The sequence below is a fragment of the Rhizobium sp. UFLA01-1127 genome, from assembly GCF_059803845.1.
The window spans coordinates 42,815-59,589 of sequence record NZ_JAUQTZ010000001.1; the positions used below are offsets into that span (position 1 = coordinate 42,815).

A 16,775-nucleotide genomic window follows, 5' to 3' on the forward strand; every position below is an offset into this window, starting at 1 on the left:
CAGAGCGCATCAGGTCGATCTCGTTATCAAACCCTCTCAAGCTTGATATGCGGCAGCGGCGGCAACTCCACGCGGATCGCGTCATCGCGCTGCACACGGCCGCCCTGCGCGACAATGCTCATGATCCCCGCCTTGCGGACCAACCCGCCATCGGCATCCTTGCCGAGCACGGCATGCAGCAAGCCCTTCTGGAAATTGTCGATCTGCTTGCAGGGATTGCGCAAGCCGGTCACCTCCACGATCGCTTCCGCGCCGATATGCAGACGTGTCCCTTGGGGCAGCGAAAGCACGTCGATCCCTCGGGTCGCGATATTCTCTCCCATGTCGCCCGGAGCAACCGAAAATCCCTTTTCGGTAAGCTCGTCGAACAGCTCCTCATGGATGATATGCACCTGGCGCAGATTGGGCTGGGTCGGATCGACCGCGACGCGCGAGCGATGCTTCACAGTCACCCCCATATGCGCATCGCCTTCGACGCCGAGTCCCGTCAGAAGTTGAATGTGATCTTTCGTCTGCTTGCTGAAACCGTGCACGCCGCTGCTGCTGACCGCCGTCACATATATGCGCTTGTCGCCCATGCCGAGCCCTTCCATAAACGATCTGGATCATTATAAATTGGTGTATACCAATTTCAAGGCGACAGAATTGTGATGAGCGGGAAAAATCGACGGAATGGGGGCGCGAAATCCGGTGGAGGCTGGGCGGCTGTAGCCGCGGAGCTGAGAAGCGCTATTGGTGAGGGCAAGCATGCTCCGGGTAGCCGCCTGTCGAGCGAACGCGCCCTATCCGAACGGTTTGGCGTCTCGCGGGTAACGATGCGTCGCGCGATTGCCGAGCTCGAGAAGGAAGGGCTCTTGCGCGTGGCGCGCGGAAGCGGCGCCTATGTCCGCGCCGACATGCCCGTTCGCTTCCAGTTAGGCGACAAGGTGCGCTTCAGCAAGGACCTGACCGCGGCGGATGCTGACCTCACGCGCAAGGTTGTCTCTGCCAGGGATGTTCCGGCCAATGCCGATGTCGCTGCGCGGCTGAATCTGCAACTAGGCGAAACGGTGCTGGAAATGTGCATGGTCGCCTATGTGGACGCGCTTCCCGTCTCGGTCGTCATGCGCAGCTGCCCGGCCGAACGCTTCCGGGGGCTGGCGGAAAAGTTCGTGGCAATGAGTTCGTTCACAGCCGCGCTGAAGGACTACGGCGTGACCGACTATTGGCGCCGTTCCACCGACATAACGGCGCGCATGCCCACGGAAGCCGAGGCGCGGCTGCTGCAGCAATCGCGTCTGGTGCCGGTGCTTGCCTATGCCGGCGAAGACATCGATGCCGAAGGCACGGTCATTTCATGCCAGATCGGCTGCTTTGCCTCGGAACGGGTCTTCGTGACGGTCTAAGCGCTCAGACCTTGAGAACTTTCCCCGGATTCATGATTCCGGCCGGATCGAACGCCGTTTTGATCCGGCGCATCAGGTCCATCTCGATATCGGAGCGTATCGACGCCAATTCGTCGCGCTTCAGTTGGCCAATGCCGTGCTCGGCCGAAATCGAGCCGCCGTGCTGCAGCACGAGCCCGTGCACGATCGTGTTCATCTCGTGCCAGCGGCCGAAGAATTCGTCCTTGTCGGCGCCGACGGGCTGCGAGATATTGTAATGGATATTGCCGTCGCCCATGTGGCCGAAGGCGCAGATGCGTGCGCCCGGCATGGCGGCGAGGACGGCGTCTTCGGCCTCGGCCATGAAGTGCGGAACTTGCGCCACCGGTACGGAAACATCGTGCTTGATCGAGCCGCCTTCCGGCTTCTGCGCATCCGACATGCTCTCGCGCATGTGCCAGATGGCCTTCTGCTGCGTTTCCGAGCTGGCGATGGTCGCATCCTGGATCAGGCCGGCCTCGTAGCCCTGTTCGAGCAGCGTCGTCATCATCCCCTCGGCGGTTTCGGCCGAATCCGAGGTGGAGATATCGATCAGTACATACCACGGATGCGCCGTCTCCAGCGGGTCGCGCACACCCGGAATGTGCCGAACGGTGAATTCGACGCCGAGGCGCGGCATCAGCTCGAAGCCGGTCAGTGCCGTACCGCACAGGCTGGAAGCATTCTTGAACAGGGTCAGGGCGTCGTCGACCGACTGCAGCCCGGCAAAGGCGACCTGATGGCCAAGCGGCTGCGGGAAGAGCTTCAGCACCGCGCCGGTGATGACGCCGAGCGTGCCTTCGGCACCGATGAAGAGATCGCGTAGATCGTAGCCGGTATTGTCCTTCTTCAGGCGGCGTAAGCCATTCCAGATCTCTCCGGTAGGCAGCACGACCTCAAGACCGAGGCAAAGCTGGCGCATATTGCCATAGGCAAGAACGGCCGTACCGCCGGCATTGGTGGAAAGGTTGCCTGCGATGCGGCAGGAGCCTTCGGAGCCGAGCGAAAGCGGAAACATGCGGCCATGCTCTGCCGCTGTCTTATGCACATCGGCAAGGATGCAGCCGCCGTCGACGATCATCGTGTTGCCGACCGGATCGATATCGCGGACGCGGTTCATGCGTTCCAGCGATAGGATGACATCGGAGCCGCCCTCGCGCGGAGTCTGACCGCCGACAAGGCCGGTATTGCCGGTTTGCGGCACGATGGCCGTGCTGGTCTCGCTCGCAAGCTTGAGGATCGCCGAGACCTCTTCGACCGAGCCTGGCTTCAGCAGCATGGGCGAAGCACCGTGATAGAGGCCCCGATTTTCAATGAGATGCGGTGCGATTTCCGCAGGATCCCGCACGGCATGTTTTTCGCCGACGATGGCGGCGAAACGGTCGAGGAGGTCGGAAGAGGGGACGGAGCTGCTCATGGCTTATCCTTTGCCGGTAGGTCGGGCGATTTATTCTCTGGGTGCAGCCGCGCGGCGCAGCCGGTCGTTGATGGCCTCGCCGAGGCCCTCGTCGGGAATATGCGAAAAGGCAATGGTTGCAGCGCCGGTGGCGTCGGCGCGCTTCATGAAGTCGAAAAGGTTTGCGGCGGCTTCCGAGAGATCACCTGCCGTGCTCAGGTCCAGCACGGCAACTGCCTTTTCGCTTCCGGCAATGTCGGGCGCCCCGAAGCGGATCAGCACCTCGTTTGCCAGTACATCCGTCGCATCCAGCCGTACGGCCGCTCCAGGGGCATAATGCGAGGCCATCATGCCGGGCGCCTCGATGGCGGCCGAAGCCTTCTTACTGCGCTTCAGCGCCTTGCCGGCCACGCGTTCGATCTCGCTTGCCGCCAGGCCGCCAGGCCGCAAAAGACGAATCTCGCCATCCTCGACCTTGACGATGGTCGATTCCACGCCGACCACCGAGGCGCCGGCATCGAGAATAAGCGTGATCCGCTCCCCGAGATCGTCATCGACATGATCGGCGCTAGTGGCGCTGATCTTGCCCGACGTATTGGCGCTCGGCGCGGCAAGCGGGCGGCCGAAGGCGCGGATCAACTCCCCGGCAAAGCCTTGCGGCACACGGATGCCGACCGTGTCGAGCCCGGCGGTTGCGAGCGGATGGATGCCGCTATCGGATCTCAGCGGCAGCACCAGCGTCAGCGGGCCGGGCCAGAAGGCTTCCGCCAGCTTGCGGGAGATGGGATCGAAGACCGCGTAGCGCTCCGCCATGGCGAGATCGCTCATATGGCAGATCAGCGGATTGAAGCGCGGACGCCCCTTGGTCTCGTAGATCCGGGCAATGGCGGCAGGATTAGTGGCATCGGCGGCAAGGCCGTAGACCGTTTCCGTCGGCAGCCCGATCGGCAGGCCCTCGGCAAGGGTTGCCGTCGCGACCTCTATCGCCGTTTGCGGATGTTCGAGAATGTCTATGTGTCGTGCCATGGCCTGTCTGCTTGCAGTTCAGGCCGTTCTTATGCTCTTCGGGTTTTCGGATCAATCGTCAAAGCTGGCGAATGATGTCGCGAAGCTGCTCGTTGCGTGCACCGAGCAGGAGGACGTTGCGAATGGCGATCTGCGGGTCGTGGGTGTGGAACAGCACGCCGTTGCCCCGTATGTCGCGATTGATCGTCAGTTTCTTGTCTTCCGCTTGCCTGTCCGGATGGATGGCGACGGCGAAATACATCCGCGAATATTTCAGGCTGATGTCTTCGAAGAAGTTTTCTTCCTGGCCGATGCGGGCAAAGAAGTTGGCGATGTAGAAGGCCCAGTTCACCTCTTCATATCGCGCGAACTGCGTCCGCGCCGCTGTGACATGACAATAGCCGAGATGCGGCGTGTCCTTCAGCGTGTGATGGAAGATGAGTTTCGGGAAGCGGATGGACTTATGAAAGCTGTTGAGCCGGTCATGGGTTTTCTCGCCGGCATTCCGCAGCTTTTGCGCGGTGCGCTCGGCTACCTGCTGATGGGTGAGGTATTCTCGCTCCTCGGCAAGCCAATGCGCCCTGTCGCGGTTGATGCGACCGGTACGCAGGAATTCGCTGTGCCCCGTCGTCGATACAGCCGGCGCCGGTTCCGGCTCGGCGGGCTTCCCAGCGTCGAAATATCTGAGTTTGGCCATGCCGGCTCTCACTATGGATGTCTCTGGACGGCATGATAGATTCGATAGCTTGAGCCGGGCTTAACCGTGCGGGGTCAACGGACCTGTGAAGCAGGTGCGGGATCGGGACCGCAGATCTCGACGCCATCCATCTTCACTCTCGTAGTCGATGCCGGCCGCGGCTGCCCTGCAGGCGCTTTCTGCGGCATACGCCGTGTCATAGTGGTCGCTTGGCCAGTCTGTCGCAATCAGAATAAAGCGTCATGGCAAGGCATCGCCATGACGTCGTCCACGCTTTTCGCCGAAAGGCACAAGGACTTGAATTACCTATCCATTTAACCACCGCCCGTAACCGTCCCATTGCCCCGTTTCGTCTGTCGTCAATTTCGGAGCCGATGTCGCATTGCAGCGCAGCGGCCGATGGAACCGAGAGCTATGATGCCATCAATCTCAAGGTGCCGCCTGCTAGGGAGGTGGAGAATTGGGAAGCCGGTCAAAATCCGGCGCTGCCCCCGCAACGGTGGTGGAGTGAGGCATGGCGAATAAAGCCACTGGGCCGACGGGCCTGGGAAGGTGCCATGGGGTTCCGGAAACGGAACCGCTCCAGAGCCCGGAAACCAGCCTTGGGCACATATGGTTTACTGACCGCGGCGGGCGGCCAGGACATTGCTTTCGGCCGCTCCCAAGCGGCCGTGCATGTCCTCTGTCCGTCTCCCGTACTGCGCAAGGATAGGCAAATGGATATCAGCAGCAATGTTCTGCGGCAATTGAAGAACCGCCGGCCGGGTTTCAGCCTGGAGCAACCCTTCTATACCGACCCGGATTACTTCAAGCTCGATATGGAGACGATCTACTATCGCGACTGGCTGTTCATCGGCCATGATTGCGAGGTGCCGCGCGCAGGCAACTACTTCACCGTCCAGATCGGCGATTATCCCGTGGTCATCGTCCGTGGCCGCGATCAGGTCATCCGCGCCTTCCATAATAGCTGTCGTCACCGCGGCTCGCGTGTCTGCTCTACGGAGCGCGGCTCCTCGGCAAAGCTCGTCTGCCCTTATCATCAGTGGACTTACGAGCTCGACGGCTCGCTGCTGTTTGCCCGCCAGATGGCTGAGGATTTCGACAAGAGCCAGTTTTCGCTGAAGCCTGTTCACTGCGAAAGCGTCGGTGGCTACATCTTCATTTGCCTTGCAAAGAACGCACCGGATTTCGCCTCCGTCCGCGCCACGATCGAGCCTTATATGGCGCCGCATCGCATCGGCGAAGCCAAGATCGCTTTCCAGAGCACCATCATCGAAAAGGGCAACTGGAAGCTGGTCTGGGAAAACAACCGCGAATGCTACCATTGCGCGGGTAATCACCCCGAGCTTTGCCGCACTTTCCCGGAAGCGCCGACTGTTACCGGCGTGCAGGGCGCGATGAACGATCCTGTCATTGCCGAGCATTGGAAGCGCTGCGAAGCAGCCGGCCTGCCGAGCGAGTTCAAGATCTCACCGGACGGGCAGTTCCGCGCCGCCCGCATGCCGCTGATCGAGGGAGCCGAAAGCTACACCATGTCCGGCCAGAACGCCGTCAGGCGGCCGCTCTCGCCCGATGTGACGATCAACGGTATCGGCACCATGCTGCTGTTTCACTACCCGACGACGTGGAACCACATGCTCGGCGACCATGCGATCTCCTTCCGCGTCCTGCCGATCAGCGCCGAGGAAACCGCCGTCACCACCAAATGGATCGTCCATAAGGACGCCGTCGAAGGCGTCGACTATAATCTGGAAGAGCTGACTCACGTCTGGACTGAAACCAACGATCAGGATCGCCGTATCGTCGAGGAAAATGCCTTCGGCATCCGCTCGCCGGCTTACGAGCCCGGTCCTTATTCGGAAATCCATGAGGGCGGCGTCATGCAGTTCGTCGAATGGTACACGACTTTCATGATCAACCGGCTGCAGGGCGACCAGGCCAAGCTGTCGGCGGTTGCCTGAGCATGAACATGACCGTCTCTCTTCCGCATCGCCACCTCGATCAGATGCAGCCCTGGAACGACAGGCATCATCTGCTTGAATGCCTCTCGGTCACGCCGGAAAGCCCCGATGTGATGACCTTCACATTCGGGTCCGACAAGGACAACTGGTTCCGCTATCTGCCCGGCCAGTTCGTGACGCTGGAATTGCCGACGGCTCCAGAGCCGGTCATGCGCACCTATACGCTCTCCTCCACGCCGTCGCGGCCCTTCTCGGTCGCCGTGACGGTGAAGGCGCAGAAGGACAGCATCGGCACGCGCTGGATGTTCGAAAACCTGAAGCCCGGCATGCGCATCAAGGCTTTTGGTCCGCTCGGCGATTTCAGCCATATCCGCCATCCCGGCGAGAAATATCTCTTCGTCTCTGCCGGCTCCGGCATCACGCCGATGATGTCCATGACCCGCTACATGTCCGACATCGCACCGCTGTCGGACATCGCTTTCGTCAACTGCTCGCGAAGCCCGGCCGACATCATCTTCCGTTCGGAGCTGGAATATCTCGCCCGCTTCATGCCCAACCTCAGTCTCGGCTTCATCGTCGAGGGCTGCGGCCGTACCGATCTGTGGTCGGGATTGAAGGGCCGCATCGACAAGGCGAAGATCGGTCTGCTGGCTCCCGATTTCATGGACCGGACGATCTTCTGCTGCGGCCCGGAAGTCTTCATGGATGCCGTTCGCTCCATGCTGGAAGCACATGGTTTCGACATGTCGCGCTACCATCAGGAAAGCTTCCAGCCGGCCAATGCGGCAACGCCGCTTGCCGAGGTTTCCGACGATGCTTCCGGCGAGGCCGCGACCACCATCCGTTTCACCATGGCCGGCAAGGATGTTGCCTGCGCGGCAGGCCAGACCGTGCTTCAGGCCGCGCGCGGCGCAGGCGTACGCATCGGTGCGGCCTGCGAATCCGGACTCTGCGGCACCTGCCGGGTGATGAAGCTCTCGGGCGAAGTCGAGATGAGCCACAATGGCGGCATCCTCGATGACGAGATCGAAGAAGGTTATATCCTTGCCTGCTGTTCTCGCCCGAAGACGGATGTGCAGGTCGAGGCATAGCATCGACCCGAAAGCCGCCTCGCCAAGCATGTCGCGCAAAAGTGTGCTGCGGTTTTGCGACAACGACATGCGCAAAATCAAAGACCTAAAGCACCAGAAGCGAATCTGAAAGATCGCGATGGGCTTTAGAAATCCTGGTAGTTCAGCTCGTTGATTTCGACCGGCTTCGTTTGCGGGGTCGATGCGGTGACGACCGGGTCGATATCGAGCATGAGTGAAACGAGCGTCTGTCTTGGCCCGTTGCACATTGCGGCAAGCGCGATCGTCAGGTCCGGTGCGGGCAGCGGTTTGGCGGGCAGGAGATCACCCTGCGGCCAGATCATGGCGAGCTGAACCTTCGTCATCGGCACGACATTGACGTCGATGTCGGTCGAAGTACCCGGCACGCGGTAAGGGCAGCTCTTTTCGGAGCAATTGTCGGATGAGGCGAATTGCCAGAGGGCATAGCTGTCCCAGTTGCCGAGCGGAAAGGTGCCTTTCACATCGGGCTTGTAGCGCGCGTACCACAAGGGCAGCCGCGACAGCAGCGGATAAGTCGTGCGATGGTCGGCTATATATCGTGCCGTATTGTGGTTGGTATAGAGAATGGGATAGCGTCCGGTCCTGACCTTGATATGGGCGACGAAAATCTGCGCATCGTCGAGCGACATGAACTGGGTCGTGTCGATCCCGTCGATATCAAGCACCATCAGCTCGTCCGGCTGCGGATCGGCGTAATCGAGAAAATGATTGGCCTGATCGATCGGATTGCCGGGTCGTCCCAAATGATAGGCGCCCCATAGCAGGCCATTCGTCTTTGCCAGCATGCGGCGCGTCTGGAAGAGTTCGCGGCTGACGGCATATTTGCGCCACATCGTCTTGCAGTGGGCATAGGTGTCTCCGGCGTGGTCGCCGGTGCAACTGTAGCTTTCAGGAAGTCCGTCGGAGGCCTTGGAGATGAAACCGGCGATCCGCTTGTCCTGCAAAAACGCATTCCAGTCGATGGTGTTCAGCTCGTAAGCATCGACAATCAGGGCGTTTTTCGGATCGCCCCAAGGCTGGCTTTCACCCGCCGAAGGCTTGGAGACCGGCCCCATCAAGGTCAGGATCGTCAGCAAGCCGCAAATAAGGAGATTACTCTGCCGGTATCCTTTCATGAAATAATAGTAAGGATTGCTGGTTAATCTTGGGTTAAGGATACAATCACTATATGGTCGGCGTGGAGCCCCGCATAACTCCTTAAATTGGTAGGGATTTAAGGAACAGAATAACGTGTTGCCGCGTTTCTTGTCGTCTACTCGGATATGCAGCAAAGCAGGCAGAGAAACCTTGCTCGAAGAGCATTCCCGACGTGAAACGCTTCAGACTTGAACCCAAGTCGAACCAGGGAATGGAGATAAAAATGCTCGGTTTCCGTGCAAGAATCGCGACATTGGCTCTTACGGCTGCCGTCGCGCTGACGAGCTTCACACCGTCTTTTGCCATGCAGATGCCCGCCGCGCCGATCGCGTCGGTGGACAAGTCCGCGCCCGCCAATATTGAACAGGTCCAGTGGCGTCACGGCGGCTACTATCGCCGGGGTTGGTATGGCGGCTATCGTGGTTATCCCGGCTATCGTCGCGGTTATCGCTACCATGACGGCTATTGGTTCCCGCTGGCTGCCTTCGGCGCTGGTGCCATTATCGGCGGCGCGATTGCCAGCCAGCCGCGCTACTATGCCGCTCCGCCTCCGGCCGGCGGCATCAACCCGCGTCATGTCGAATGGTGCTCGGACCGCTATCGTTCCTATCGGGCTTATGACAATACGTTCCAGCCCAATTCCGGCCCGCGCCGTCAGTGCTACTCGCCCTACTACTAGAGCCGGATGATTTTAGGTCTGTTCGACTTAAAATCTGAATCCGCTCTAGAATCAAGGAAGTAGAGCATGATGTCGTCCGAAAACCGATCACACTTTTCGGCATCATGCTCTAAACCACATATCCGAGGCTAAGACGCAAAGCCGCCCGGCATCTTCGGGCGGCTTTTGCATGCCTGCTGTCAGAGAATGTTGACGCGCTTCAGCAACCACCATGCCAGCAGCATGGAGGCGATGATGAAGCCGACGGCATAGCTGGTGCCGCCCGCGCCGCCGGCAAGCGGCAGGCCCGATGTATTCATACCGAAAAAGCCGGTCACCAGCGTCGGCGGCAGCAGAAACGCCGTCATGATCGACAGGACGTAGAGATGGCGGTTGATCTCGGAGGCGAGCTTGGAATCGATTTCTTCGTGCAGCAGCCTGGCCCGTTCCTGCAATGCATAGACATCATGCTCGACCGCTTCCAGCCGTCCCGTCAGCCGCGCGGCGATATCTTCGAATCCGAGCGGCATTTCCTCGTCATCCGAGGCGGCGGCATGGCGCATCAGCGAGAGCACTGTCCGCAGATGGCGGTGCAGACGCACGATGGTCCGGCGAATGGGCGGAAGCTTGGCGCGCTCGTCGCGCGACGTATTCCCGTGGACGAAATCCTCGATGGCATTGAGTTCTTCGCTGATCTCGATGACGACGGAGATCAGGCTGCGCTGGAATTCGACGACGATCAGCTCGAAAATATCCACCGGGTTCGCAAACCGGGCCGCATTCTTCTCGATCAGCACCCGCACCCGGTCCAGGCTGCGCAGCGGCTGCAGCCGGCTGGTGATGAGCAGGCGATCGGTCAGCGCAAAATGCAGCCAGCCGATATCATGCGTGTTATGGGCAAAGTCACGCTGAAAATCGACCAATGTGCCGAATAGCATCTGATCGTCGACGGTGATCGTCGCATGTGTCTCATGCGTGGTGAGAGCCGTGCGAGCGGCTTCGTTCAGTCCGGGCGCATCCTCGAGGAAAGCCGATACGCGCGCATCGACGAGATTGAGATGCAGCCAGAGAAAGCCTTCGCCGCTGAAAAGCGTCGAACGATCGGTATCATCAGGTAGTCGCTCCGCCTTGGAATCCCCGGGGCGGAGACGATAGGCCCAGATGAAGCCGGGTATCGTATTGGCTAATGTGAGCGTGTTCATGGCGGTGTCGTTCGCATTGTCTGAACAGTTGCCATAGTCTTCGTTCATGACGGTTGTTTATGCAAGTCGGTGCTTTCGCGAAATAATCGTGGGCATTGGTGGCGATGTCACGGCCGCACAGCGCGCCGAAAGGCGTATGCGATATTCGGGTTCGCGAGAGGGTGGAAATAGGCATCTTTGTTATCTGGAAAATTGACGTTTACGTAAAAATAAACTAGCTCTAGCCACAAATGGCCGATGGTCCGGGTGAGGCGGATCATGGCCGGCACCGATCCGGAGGAAATCATCATGTACAAGGCGCCTGTCGAAGAAATCGCGTTCACGCTGAAACATGTCGCGGGCATGGCGCGCGCCATGGAAGCAGGCATGCTCGGCGATCTCAGCGCCGATGTCGTCGATGCCATTCTGTCGGAGGCCGGACGATTTGCCGGTGAGGAGGTGGAGCCGCTCGCCGAAATCGGTGACCGCCAGGGGGCTCAGCTGGTCGACGGCAAGGTGATGCTTCCGGAAGGCTGGGAGAAGCTCTATCGCGATTGGATCGCCGGGGGCTGGAACGGCCTCACCGCGCCCGAGGAATTCGGCGGGCAGGGCCTGCCGCATATGCTGAATATCGCGACTCTCGAGATGTGGAATTCCGCCTCGATGGCCTTCGGCCTTGCGCCGACGCTGACTATGGGGGCGGTCGAGGCGCTGCGGGCTCACGGCAGTGATGACCTGAAGAAGACATATCTGGCAAAGCTCGTTTCCGGCGAATGGTCCGGCACGATGAACCTGACCGAGCCGCATGCCGGCTCCGATGTCGGGGCATTGCGCACCCGCGCCGAACGCAGTAACGACGGCACCTATCGCCTCTTCGGCCAGAAGATTTTCATTACCTGGGGCGATCACGAGGCGACGGAAAACATCATCCATTTCGTTCTCGCCCGCCTGCCGGATGCGCCGGCCGGCACGCGCGGCATTTCGCTCTTTCTTGTGCCGAAATTCCTTGTGAACGACGATGGCTCGCTCGGCGCCCGCAACGATTATTTCGCCCATTCGTTGGAACACAAGCTCGGCATTCACGGTTCGCCGACCTGCACGATGATTTATGGCGATGGCAAATATGGTGAGGAGAAGGGCGCCGTCGGCTGGCTCGTCGGTGAGGAGAACAAAGGCCTCGCCTGCATGTTCACGATGATGAACAATGCGCGTCTCGCCGTCGGCATCCAGGGCGTGGCGATTGCCGAGGCGGCAACGCAGAAGGCTATCGCCTATGCCAGAGAGCGCACTCAGGGCCGCGCGCCGGGCGCGACCGCATCGGGCATGAGCCCGATCATCGAGCACCCCGATGTCGCCCGCATGCTGCTGACGATGAAAGCCCTGACGCAGGGCTCGCGCGCCATCTGCTATGCCTGTGCCGAGGCGATCGACATGTCGCATCGCGATCCGCGGAAGGCCCGCTTCTGGCAGGAGCGTGCAGCGCTGTTGACGCCGATCGCCAAGTCCTTCTCCACCGATGCGGGCGTCGATGTCGCTTCGCTTGGCATCCAGGTCCATGGCGGCATGGGCTTTATCGAAGAGACGGGTGCGGCGCGGCTGCTGCGTGACGCCCGTATCGCCCCGATCTATGAAGGCACCAACGGCATTCAGGCCATCGACCTGGTGACGCGCAAGCTGACGATCGCCAACGGCGATCACGTACGCGGCTTTATCGCCGAATTGCGGGAGATCGCCGATAGCGTCGCCAAATCCAATCTCGAAGGCTTCGGCGAGACGGCGCCGCGGCTGCGGGCGGCAATCGCCGATCTGGAAAAGGCGACCGAATGGCTCTTGTCCAAGCAGGCGGAGGGCGCCGTTGCCGAAGCCTTGGCAGGCGCCACACCTTACCAGCGGCTTTTCGGCCTTGTGCTGACCGGCTCCTATCTGGCCAAGGGCGGCCTTGCCGATGTGGGTGACGGAGAGGGTGGCACGCGCATCGCGCTCTGCCGCTTCGCTGCTGAAAATCTTCTGGCCGAGACTGCCGCTCTCTCCGATCGGGTGATCGCCGGCGCGCCCAGCCTTGAAGCCGCCCGTGCGGCATTAGCCTAAGGAAAAGCCATGACCGACCATATCCTGATCCAACGACCAGAGACTGCGCCGCAGGTTCAGATCATCCGGTTCAACCGGCCGGAAAAAAAGAACGCCATCACGCGCGCCATGTATCAGACGATGACCGATGCGTTGAAGGCGGCGGAAGCTGCCCCCGATATCAGCGTCCATGCCTTTCTGGGTACGCAAGGCTGCTTCTCGGCTGGCAACGATCTCGCCGACTTCCTAGCCTTCGCCATGAGCGGCAATATGGGGCGCGAGGTCATCGATTTTCTTGTCGCGCTGGCAAGCACGAAGAAACCTGTCGTCTCCGGCGTCGATGGCCTGGCGATCGGCATCGGCACGACGATCCACCTGCATTGTGATTTGACCGTTGCCTCCGATCGCAGCCTGTTCAAGACGCCTTTTGTCGATCTTGCGCTGGTTCCTGAAGCGGCCTCAAGCCTGCTTGCTCCGCGTGTGATGGGTCATCAGTGCGCCTTCGCTCTGCTGGCCCTCGGCGAAGGCTTTTCCGCTGCGGACGCCAAGGAGGCCGGCCTGATCTGGAAGGTGACGCCACCGGACGCGGTGGAAGCCGAGACACTGTCGCTGGCGGCCAAACTCGCCGCCAAGCCGCCCGAGGCGCTGCGGATCGCCCGTGACCTGATGCGCGGCCCACCGGACGCCGTCCTCGACCGAATCCAGAAAGAAGCGGAGCATTTCGCCGCCCAGCTGAAAAGCGCCGAAGCACGCGCGGCTTTCGAAGCTTTCATGAAGCGCTGAAGACTTACTTCTCCAGCGCCGCAACCACCTCGACATGCGAGGTCCAAAGGAATTGGTCGATCGGCGTCACCAGCGTGATGCGGTAGCCGCCCTCGACCAATATGGCGAGGTCGCGGGCAAGCGTCAGCGGGTTGCAGGAGACGGCGACGATCTTTTTTACTTGAGAGCGGGCAAGCTCCTTGCTCTGGAACTCCGCGCCGGCGCGGGGCGGGTCGAAGACGACAGCGTCGTAGACCTTCAATTCCTGCGTCATCAGCGGCCGGCGGAAAAGATCGCGTCGCTCGACGGTGACCGGCTTCAATCCTTGCGTATTGCGCGCGGCATGGTCGAGCGCCGCCAGCGGCTTGGCTTCGCCTTCCACGACATGCACGCGTCCGATCCGCGCCAGACGAAGCGAGAAGGTGCCGCTGCCGGCAAAGAGATCGGCGATGCGCTTCGCCTTGCCGACATGGGTCGCAACCAGCTCGGCCATGGCATCTTCGGCCTGCCTGGTCGCTTGCGTGAAGGCGCCGGGTGGCGGTGCGACCTGCACGCCGCCGAAATCGATGATCGGTTTTGCCGGCTCCACCAGGATCTCGCCGTTCAGCGAGACGCGCGCGATGCCGCGAAGCGACAGCACGGTTTCGATCGTGCTGCGGCGCTGCTTGTCCGACAGCGATTTGATACCGTCGACGGCAAGGTCGAGGCCGGTCTGCGTCTCCAATACGGAAATGCGGAAAGCTTCGGCGTTGATGGCCATCGCGGCGGCAATCGTCTTGATTGCAGGCAGCCTGGCCATGATGCCGGCCGAGGCGATGGGACATTCCTCGATGGCGACGATATGGTGGCTTTCGGCCTGGTTGAAGCCGATCAACATATCTTTTTCGGTCTTGCGCGCGGCGAAGACCACCCTGCGCCGCTCGCCCGGATGCGCGGCGACGATATCGTCCACCTCGGGTGTGAGGCCCTTGGAGCGCAGTGCGTCGACGACCAGCTGGCGCTTGAAGGCGCGATAGGGTGCGCCGGCGTAATGCTGCAAGGTGCAGCCGCCGCAGGCGCCGTTGACGCCGTGCGGGCCGAAGTGTCGACACTGCGGCTCCTGCCGGTCCGGCGAGGCGGACGCGATCGACATCAGCGTACCCTGGCTCTTCACCCGCGCGATGGCAACGCTTTCGCCCGGCAGCGTGAAGGGCACGTAGATCGGGCCATCAGTGCCCTGCGCGATGCCGTCGCCCTGGGCGCCAAGCTTCTGGATGGTGACGGTTTCGGTGCTCATGGCTTGATCCCTGCGAGAAGAAATTCCTGGTTGCCGTCGCCGCCTGCGATCGGCGAGGCGATGAGGCCGAAGCTTTGCCAGCCCATGTCGTCTGTAAACCAGCGCTCGAGTTCTGCCGCAACCGCCGGAGCCGAGGAAGGGTCCTTCAAAAGCCCGGCCTTGCCTATCGCATCGCGACCCGCTTCGAATTGCGGTTTCACCAGCAGCGCCGCCCGCGAACCGGATTCCGCAAGCGCGAGCGCCGGCGCCAGTGCCAGCTTGAGCGAAATGAAGGAGACATCGGAAACAACGAAGGAGAAGGGCTCCCCGATATCCGCTGCAGTCAGGTTGCGCGCGTTCAGTCCCTCGATATTGGTCACGCGCGGATCACCCGCTATCCGCGGATGCATCTGGTCGTGGCCGACGTCGATCGCCGTCACATGGGAAGCGCCACGCTGCAGCAGCACTTCGGTAAAGCCTCCCGTCGATGCACCGACATCGAGACAATGCTGCCCTTGTGGATCGAGGCCGAAATGGTCGAGTGCCGCCACCAGCTTCAAGGCCGCACGCGAGACGTATTCCTGCGCGGGATCGTCGATGCTGATATCAGCGCTTTCGGAAAAAAGTGCACCCGGCTTCGTCACGATCTTGCCGTTCACGGTCACCGTGCCGCGTTGAATGGCATCGCGCGCCCGTGATCGGCTGGCGAAAAGGGAGAGGGTGACGAGGAGCTGGTCGAGGCGTTGCGGTTCGGACATAGGCTGTCCATGCAGGGCAATGGGTTATGTTGCAAGCCTTTTATGCTGAATCGGCGTTGACGGCGGATCGCGGCCGGCGATAATCGCCGGCATCAACGGGCGAGGGCATCATGCGAAAGATCGGTGGCTATGCAGCGTTAATGACGATGTTCGCGGTTCCAGCTCTTGCGAACGACACCATGGCGGAGCTGAGGACGGGTGGGCTCGCCTATGTCCGCACCGGCGATATCAGCATGGCTGAGGAGAAGCTGTTCATTTCGCAGGCCGAAGTCCGCGTCGACTACCTCTTCGAAAATACGTCCGACAAGGATGTCGAAAGCGTCGTCGCCTTTCCGATGCCCGATATCAAGGGCGACATAGACAGCATGGTCGATGCGGGAAACGTCGAATCCGACAATTTCCTCGGCTTCACGGTGACGCAGGACGGCAAGGCCATCATCCCGACCCTGCAGCAGCGCGTATCGGTGGCCGACGTCGACATGACGGATGAGTTGAAAGCCCACGGCGTGCCGCTTCTGCCGCTGAGCAAGGCGACCATGGACGCTGTCGCCAAATTGCCCGTCGACATAATCGAGGATTGGACCGCCCGCGGCCTGATCGCCGACGACGAATACGACAATGACGGCCAGGGCATGAAGCATCATCCGACGCCGATGTGGACGCTGCATACGACCTACTGGTGGCGCACAAAATTCCCGGCCAAGGCCAGGATCGCCGTGGAGCATCGCTACAAGCCGAGCGTCGGCGGCACCGTCGCCATCACTTTTGCCGGCGATGAAGACTATCAGAAGCAGCAGCTGCAGGCCTATCGCAGCAAATATTGCCTCGACGATGCCTTCCTGAAAACGGCGGCCAAGCTTGCTGTGCTGGCTGAAAAGGGTGGCCGGGGCTATACCGAAAACTGGATATCTTACGTGCTGACGACGGGTGCCAATTGGTCCGGTCCGATCAAGCGTTTCGAGCTGACGGTCGATAAGGGCAGCCCGGAGAACTACATCAGCTTCTGCGGTGAGAATGTGAAGAAGATCGGAGCGACGACCTTCCAGATGACGGCGCAGGATTTCTATCCTGAGCACGATCTGGATATATTGATCCTGACTGCCGCGACGGTGAATTAGCGCAAGTCCAGCCAAAGCGCGAACGGTTTTGCGTGAAAGCAAAGAGATGGAGCGTTTCCGCGACTGCGTTCAAAACGGACACGTTCCGGTGGCATGCCAAGCCGCCGGTACAAATTAAATAAATTTAAAGCCGAAGCCTCTACTCATGCCTGCGATTGCGGCAATCCTTTTCGAGGTCGCCGCCTGCCATGAAGGCTTTGCGCTCCCGCGTCCAATCATGCCCTCCCTGAATTGTTCGAGCGTTGGCCGCGCTTTCCTCCCAGAC

The 16,775-nt window shown here is 60.8% G+C and carries 15 protein-coding genes and 1 riboswitch; of the genes, 7 read left to right on the forward strand and 8 right to left on the reverse strand.

Annotation, left to right across the window (positions count from 1 at the left end):
* Window positions 1–26 precede the first annotated feature (26 nt).
* Window positions 27–578 carry an MOSC domain-containing protein gene (locus Q4Q11_RS00200; protein WP_498568193.1) on the reverse strand — a complete coding sequence of 184 codons (552 nt, stop codon included), beginning with the start codon at window positions 576–578 and terminating at the stop codon, window positions 27–29.
* 72 nt (window positions 579–650) lie between these two features.
* Here Q4Q11_RS00200 and phnF point away from each other — a divergent pair, with 72 nt between their 5' ends.
* The gene (phnF, locus tag Q4Q11_RS00205) at window positions 651–1,385 is read left to right on the forward strand and encodes a phosphonate metabolism transcriptional regulator PhnF (RefSeq protein ID WP_498568194.1); all 735 of its coding nucleotides are present in this window, start codon (window positions 651–653) and stop codon (window positions 1,383–1,385) included.
* A gap of 4 nt (window positions 1,386–1,389) precedes the next feature.
* On the opposite strand, the gene Q4Q11_RS00210 is transcribed toward phnF, so the two are convergent.
* From Q4Q11_RS00210 to Q4Q11_RS00220, 3 genes are read right to left on the reverse strand one after another with little or no spacing between them, the layout of a single operon-like run.
* The gene (locus tag Q4Q11_RS00210) at window positions 1,390–2,820 is read right to left on the reverse strand and encodes an FAD-binding oxidoreductase (protein WP_498568195.1); all 1,431 of its coding nucleotides are present in this window, start codon (window positions 2,818–2,820) and stop codon (window positions 1,390–1,392) included.
* A 30-nt stretch (window positions 2,821–2,850) separates the two neighbouring features.
* Complete coding sequence (locus Q4Q11_RS00215) at window positions 2,851–3,825, reverse strand: L-threonylcarbamoyladenylate synthase (protein ID WP_498568196.1); 975 nt, start codon at window positions 3,823–3,825, stop codon at window positions 2,851–2,853.
* 58 nt (window positions 3,826–3,883) lie between these two features.
* On the reverse strand, window positions 3,884–4,501 hold the full coding sequence (locus Q4Q11_RS00220) for a DUF6656 family protein (RefSeq protein WP_113213772.1): 618 nt from the start codon (window positions 4,499–4,501) through the stop codon (window positions 3,884–3,886).
* A 415-nt stretch (window positions 4,502–4,916) separates the two neighbouring features.
* A riboswitch (cobalamin riboswitch) is annotated at window positions 4,917–5,120 on the forward strand.
* A gap of 97 nt (window positions 5,121–5,217) precedes the next feature.
* On the opposite strand from Q4Q11_RS00220, the gene Q4Q11_RS00225 reads away from it, so the two are divergent.
* Together Q4Q11_RS00225 and Q4Q11_RS00230 are read left to right on the forward strand one after the other, a co-directional pair.
* Complete coding sequence (locus tag Q4Q11_RS00225) at window positions 5,218–6,462, forward strand: aromatic ring-hydroxylating oxygenase subunit alpha (protein ID WP_498568197.1); 1,245 nt, start codon at window positions 5,218–5,220, stop codon at window positions 6,460–6,462.
* Between the two features lie 2 nt (window positions 6,463–6,464).
* A complete protein-coding gene (locus tag Q4Q11_RS00230) occupies window positions 6,465–7,553 on the forward strand; it encodes an FAD-binding oxidoreductase (protein WP_498568198.1) in 1,089 nt (362 codons plus the stop codon).
* 125 nt (window positions 7,554–7,678) lie between these two features.
* Here Q4Q11_RS00230 and Q4Q11_RS00235 read toward each other — a convergent pair whose 3' ends face one another.
* On the reverse strand, window positions 7,679–8,629 hold the full coding sequence (locus Q4Q11_RS00235) for a glycoside hydrolase family 25 protein (protein WP_498568249.1): 951 nt from the start codon (window positions 8,627–8,629) through the stop codon (window positions 7,679–7,681).
* A gap of 305 nt (window positions 8,630–8,934) precedes the next feature.
* Between Q4Q11_RS00235 and Q4Q11_RS00240 the strand changes: the two genes are divergently transcribed.
* Window positions 8,935–9,390 (forward strand): BA14K family protein, encoded by a 456-nt coding sequence (locus Q4Q11_RS00240; protein WP_112512339.1) that lies wholly within the window; start codon window positions 8,935–8,937, stop codon window positions 9,388–9,390.
* A 179-nt stretch (window positions 9,391–9,569) separates the two neighbouring features.
* Here Q4Q11_RS00240 and Q4Q11_RS00245 read toward each other — a convergent pair whose 3' ends face one another.
* A complete protein-coding gene (locus Q4Q11_RS00245) occupies window positions 9,570–10,571 on the reverse strand; it encodes a transporter (RefSeq protein WP_498568250.1) in 1,002 nt (333 codons plus the stop codon).
* A 288-nt stretch (window positions 10,572–10,859) separates the two neighbouring features.
* Here Q4Q11_RS00245 and Q4Q11_RS00250 point away from each other — a divergent pair, with 288 nt between their 5' ends.
* Together Q4Q11_RS00250 and Q4Q11_RS00255 are read left to right on the forward strand one after the other, a co-directional pair.
* Window positions 10,860–12,638: an acyl-CoA dehydrogenase family protein gene (locus Q4Q11_RS00250; protein WP_498568251.1), complete on the forward strand. Its 1,779-nt coding sequence runs from the start codon at window positions 10,860–10,862 to the stop codon at window positions 12,636–12,638.
* Between the two features lie 9 nt (window positions 12,639–12,647).
* Window positions 12,648–13,400 carry a crotonase/enoyl-CoA hydratase family protein gene (locus Q4Q11_RS00255; RefSeq protein ID WP_498568199.1) on the forward strand — a complete coding sequence of 251 codons (753 nt, stop codon included), beginning with the start codon at window positions 12,648–12,650 and terminating at the stop codon, window positions 13,398–13,400.
* 4 nt (window positions 13,401–13,404) lie between these two features.
* Here Q4Q11_RS00255 and Q4Q11_RS00260 read toward each other — a convergent pair whose 3' ends face one another.
* Entirely contained in the window at window positions 13,405–14,655 is a 1,251-nt protein-coding gene (locus Q4Q11_RS00260) for a class I SAM-dependent RNA methyltransferase (protein ID WP_498568200.1), read from the reverse strand.
* On the reverse strand, window positions 14,652–15,392 hold the full coding sequence (locus Q4Q11_RS00265) for a TlyA family RNA methyltransferase (RefSeq protein WP_498568201.1): 741 nt from the start codon (window positions 15,390–15,392) through the stop codon (window positions 14,652–14,654). The genes Q4Q11_RS00260 and Q4Q11_RS00265 overlap by 4 nt, the downstream gene beginning before the upstream one ends.
* A 110-nt stretch (window positions 15,393–15,502) precedes the next feature.
* Between Q4Q11_RS00265 and Q4Q11_RS00270 the strand changes: the two genes are divergently transcribed.
* On the forward strand, window positions 15,503–16,510 hold the full coding sequence (locus tag Q4Q11_RS00270) for a DUF4424 domain-containing protein (RefSeq protein ID WP_498568202.1): 1,008 nt from the start codon (window positions 15,503–15,505) through the stop codon (window positions 16,508–16,510).
* Window positions 16,511–16,775: the final 265 nt, after the last annotated feature.

Coding starts and splice junctions, on each gene's coding strand:
- Q4Q11_RS00200 (WP_498568193.1), bottom strand. CDS start 578: ATGGGCGACAAGCGCATATATGTGACGGCGGTCAGCAGCAGCGGCGTG.
- phnF (WP_498568194.1), top strand. CDS start 651: ATGAGCGGGAAAAATCGACGGAATGGGGGCGCGAAATCCGGTGGAGGC.
- Q4Q11_RS00210 (WP_498568195.1), bottom strand. CDS start 2,820: ATGAGCAGCTCCGTCCCCTCTTCCGACCTCCTCGACCGTTTCGCCGCC.
- Q4Q11_RS00215 (WP_498568196.1), bottom strand. CDS start 3,825: ATGGCACGACACATAGACATTCTCGAACATCCGCAAACGGCGATAGAG.
- Q4Q11_RS00220 (WP_113213772.1), bottom strand. CDS start 4,501: ATGGCCAAACTCAGATATTTCGACGCTGGGAAGCCCGCCGAGCCGGAA.
- Q4Q11_RS00225 (WP_498568197.1), top strand. CDS start 5,218: ATGGATATCAGCAGCAATGTTCTGCGGCAATTGAAGAACCGCCGGCCG.
- Q4Q11_RS00230 (WP_498568198.1), top strand. CDS start 6,465: ATGAACATGACCGTCTCTCTTCCGCATCGCCACCTCGATCAGATGCAG.
- Q4Q11_RS00235 (WP_498568249.1), bottom strand. CDS start 8,629: ATGGGGCCGGTCTCCAAGCCTTCGGCGGGTGAAAGCCAGCCTTGGGGC.
- Q4Q11_RS00240 (WP_112512339.1), top strand. CDS start 8,935: ATGCTCGGTTTCCGTGCAAGAATCGCGACATTGGCTCTTACGGCTGCC.
- Q4Q11_RS00245 (WP_498568250.1), bottom strand. CDS start 10,571: ATGAACACGCTCACATTAGCCAATACGATACCCGGCTTCATCTGGGCC.
- Q4Q11_RS00250 (WP_498568251.1), top strand. CDS start 10,860: ATGTACAAGGCGCCTGTCGAAGAAATCGCGTTCACGCTGAAACATGTC.
- Q4Q11_RS00255 (WP_498568199.1), top strand. CDS start 12,648: ATGACCGACCATATCCTGATCCAACGACCAGAGACTGCGCCGCAGGTT.
- Q4Q11_RS00260 (WP_498568200.1), bottom strand. CDS start 14,655: ATGAGCACCGAAACCGTCACCATCCAGAAGCTTGGCGCCCAGGGCGAC.
- Q4Q11_RS00265 (WP_498568201.1), bottom strand. CDS start 15,392: ATGTCCGAACCGCAACGCCTCGACCAGCTCCTCGTCACCCTCTCCCTT.
- Q4Q11_RS00270 (WP_498568202.1), top strand. CDS start 15,503: ATGCGAAAGATCGGTGGCTATGCAGCGTTAATGACGATGTTCGCGGTT.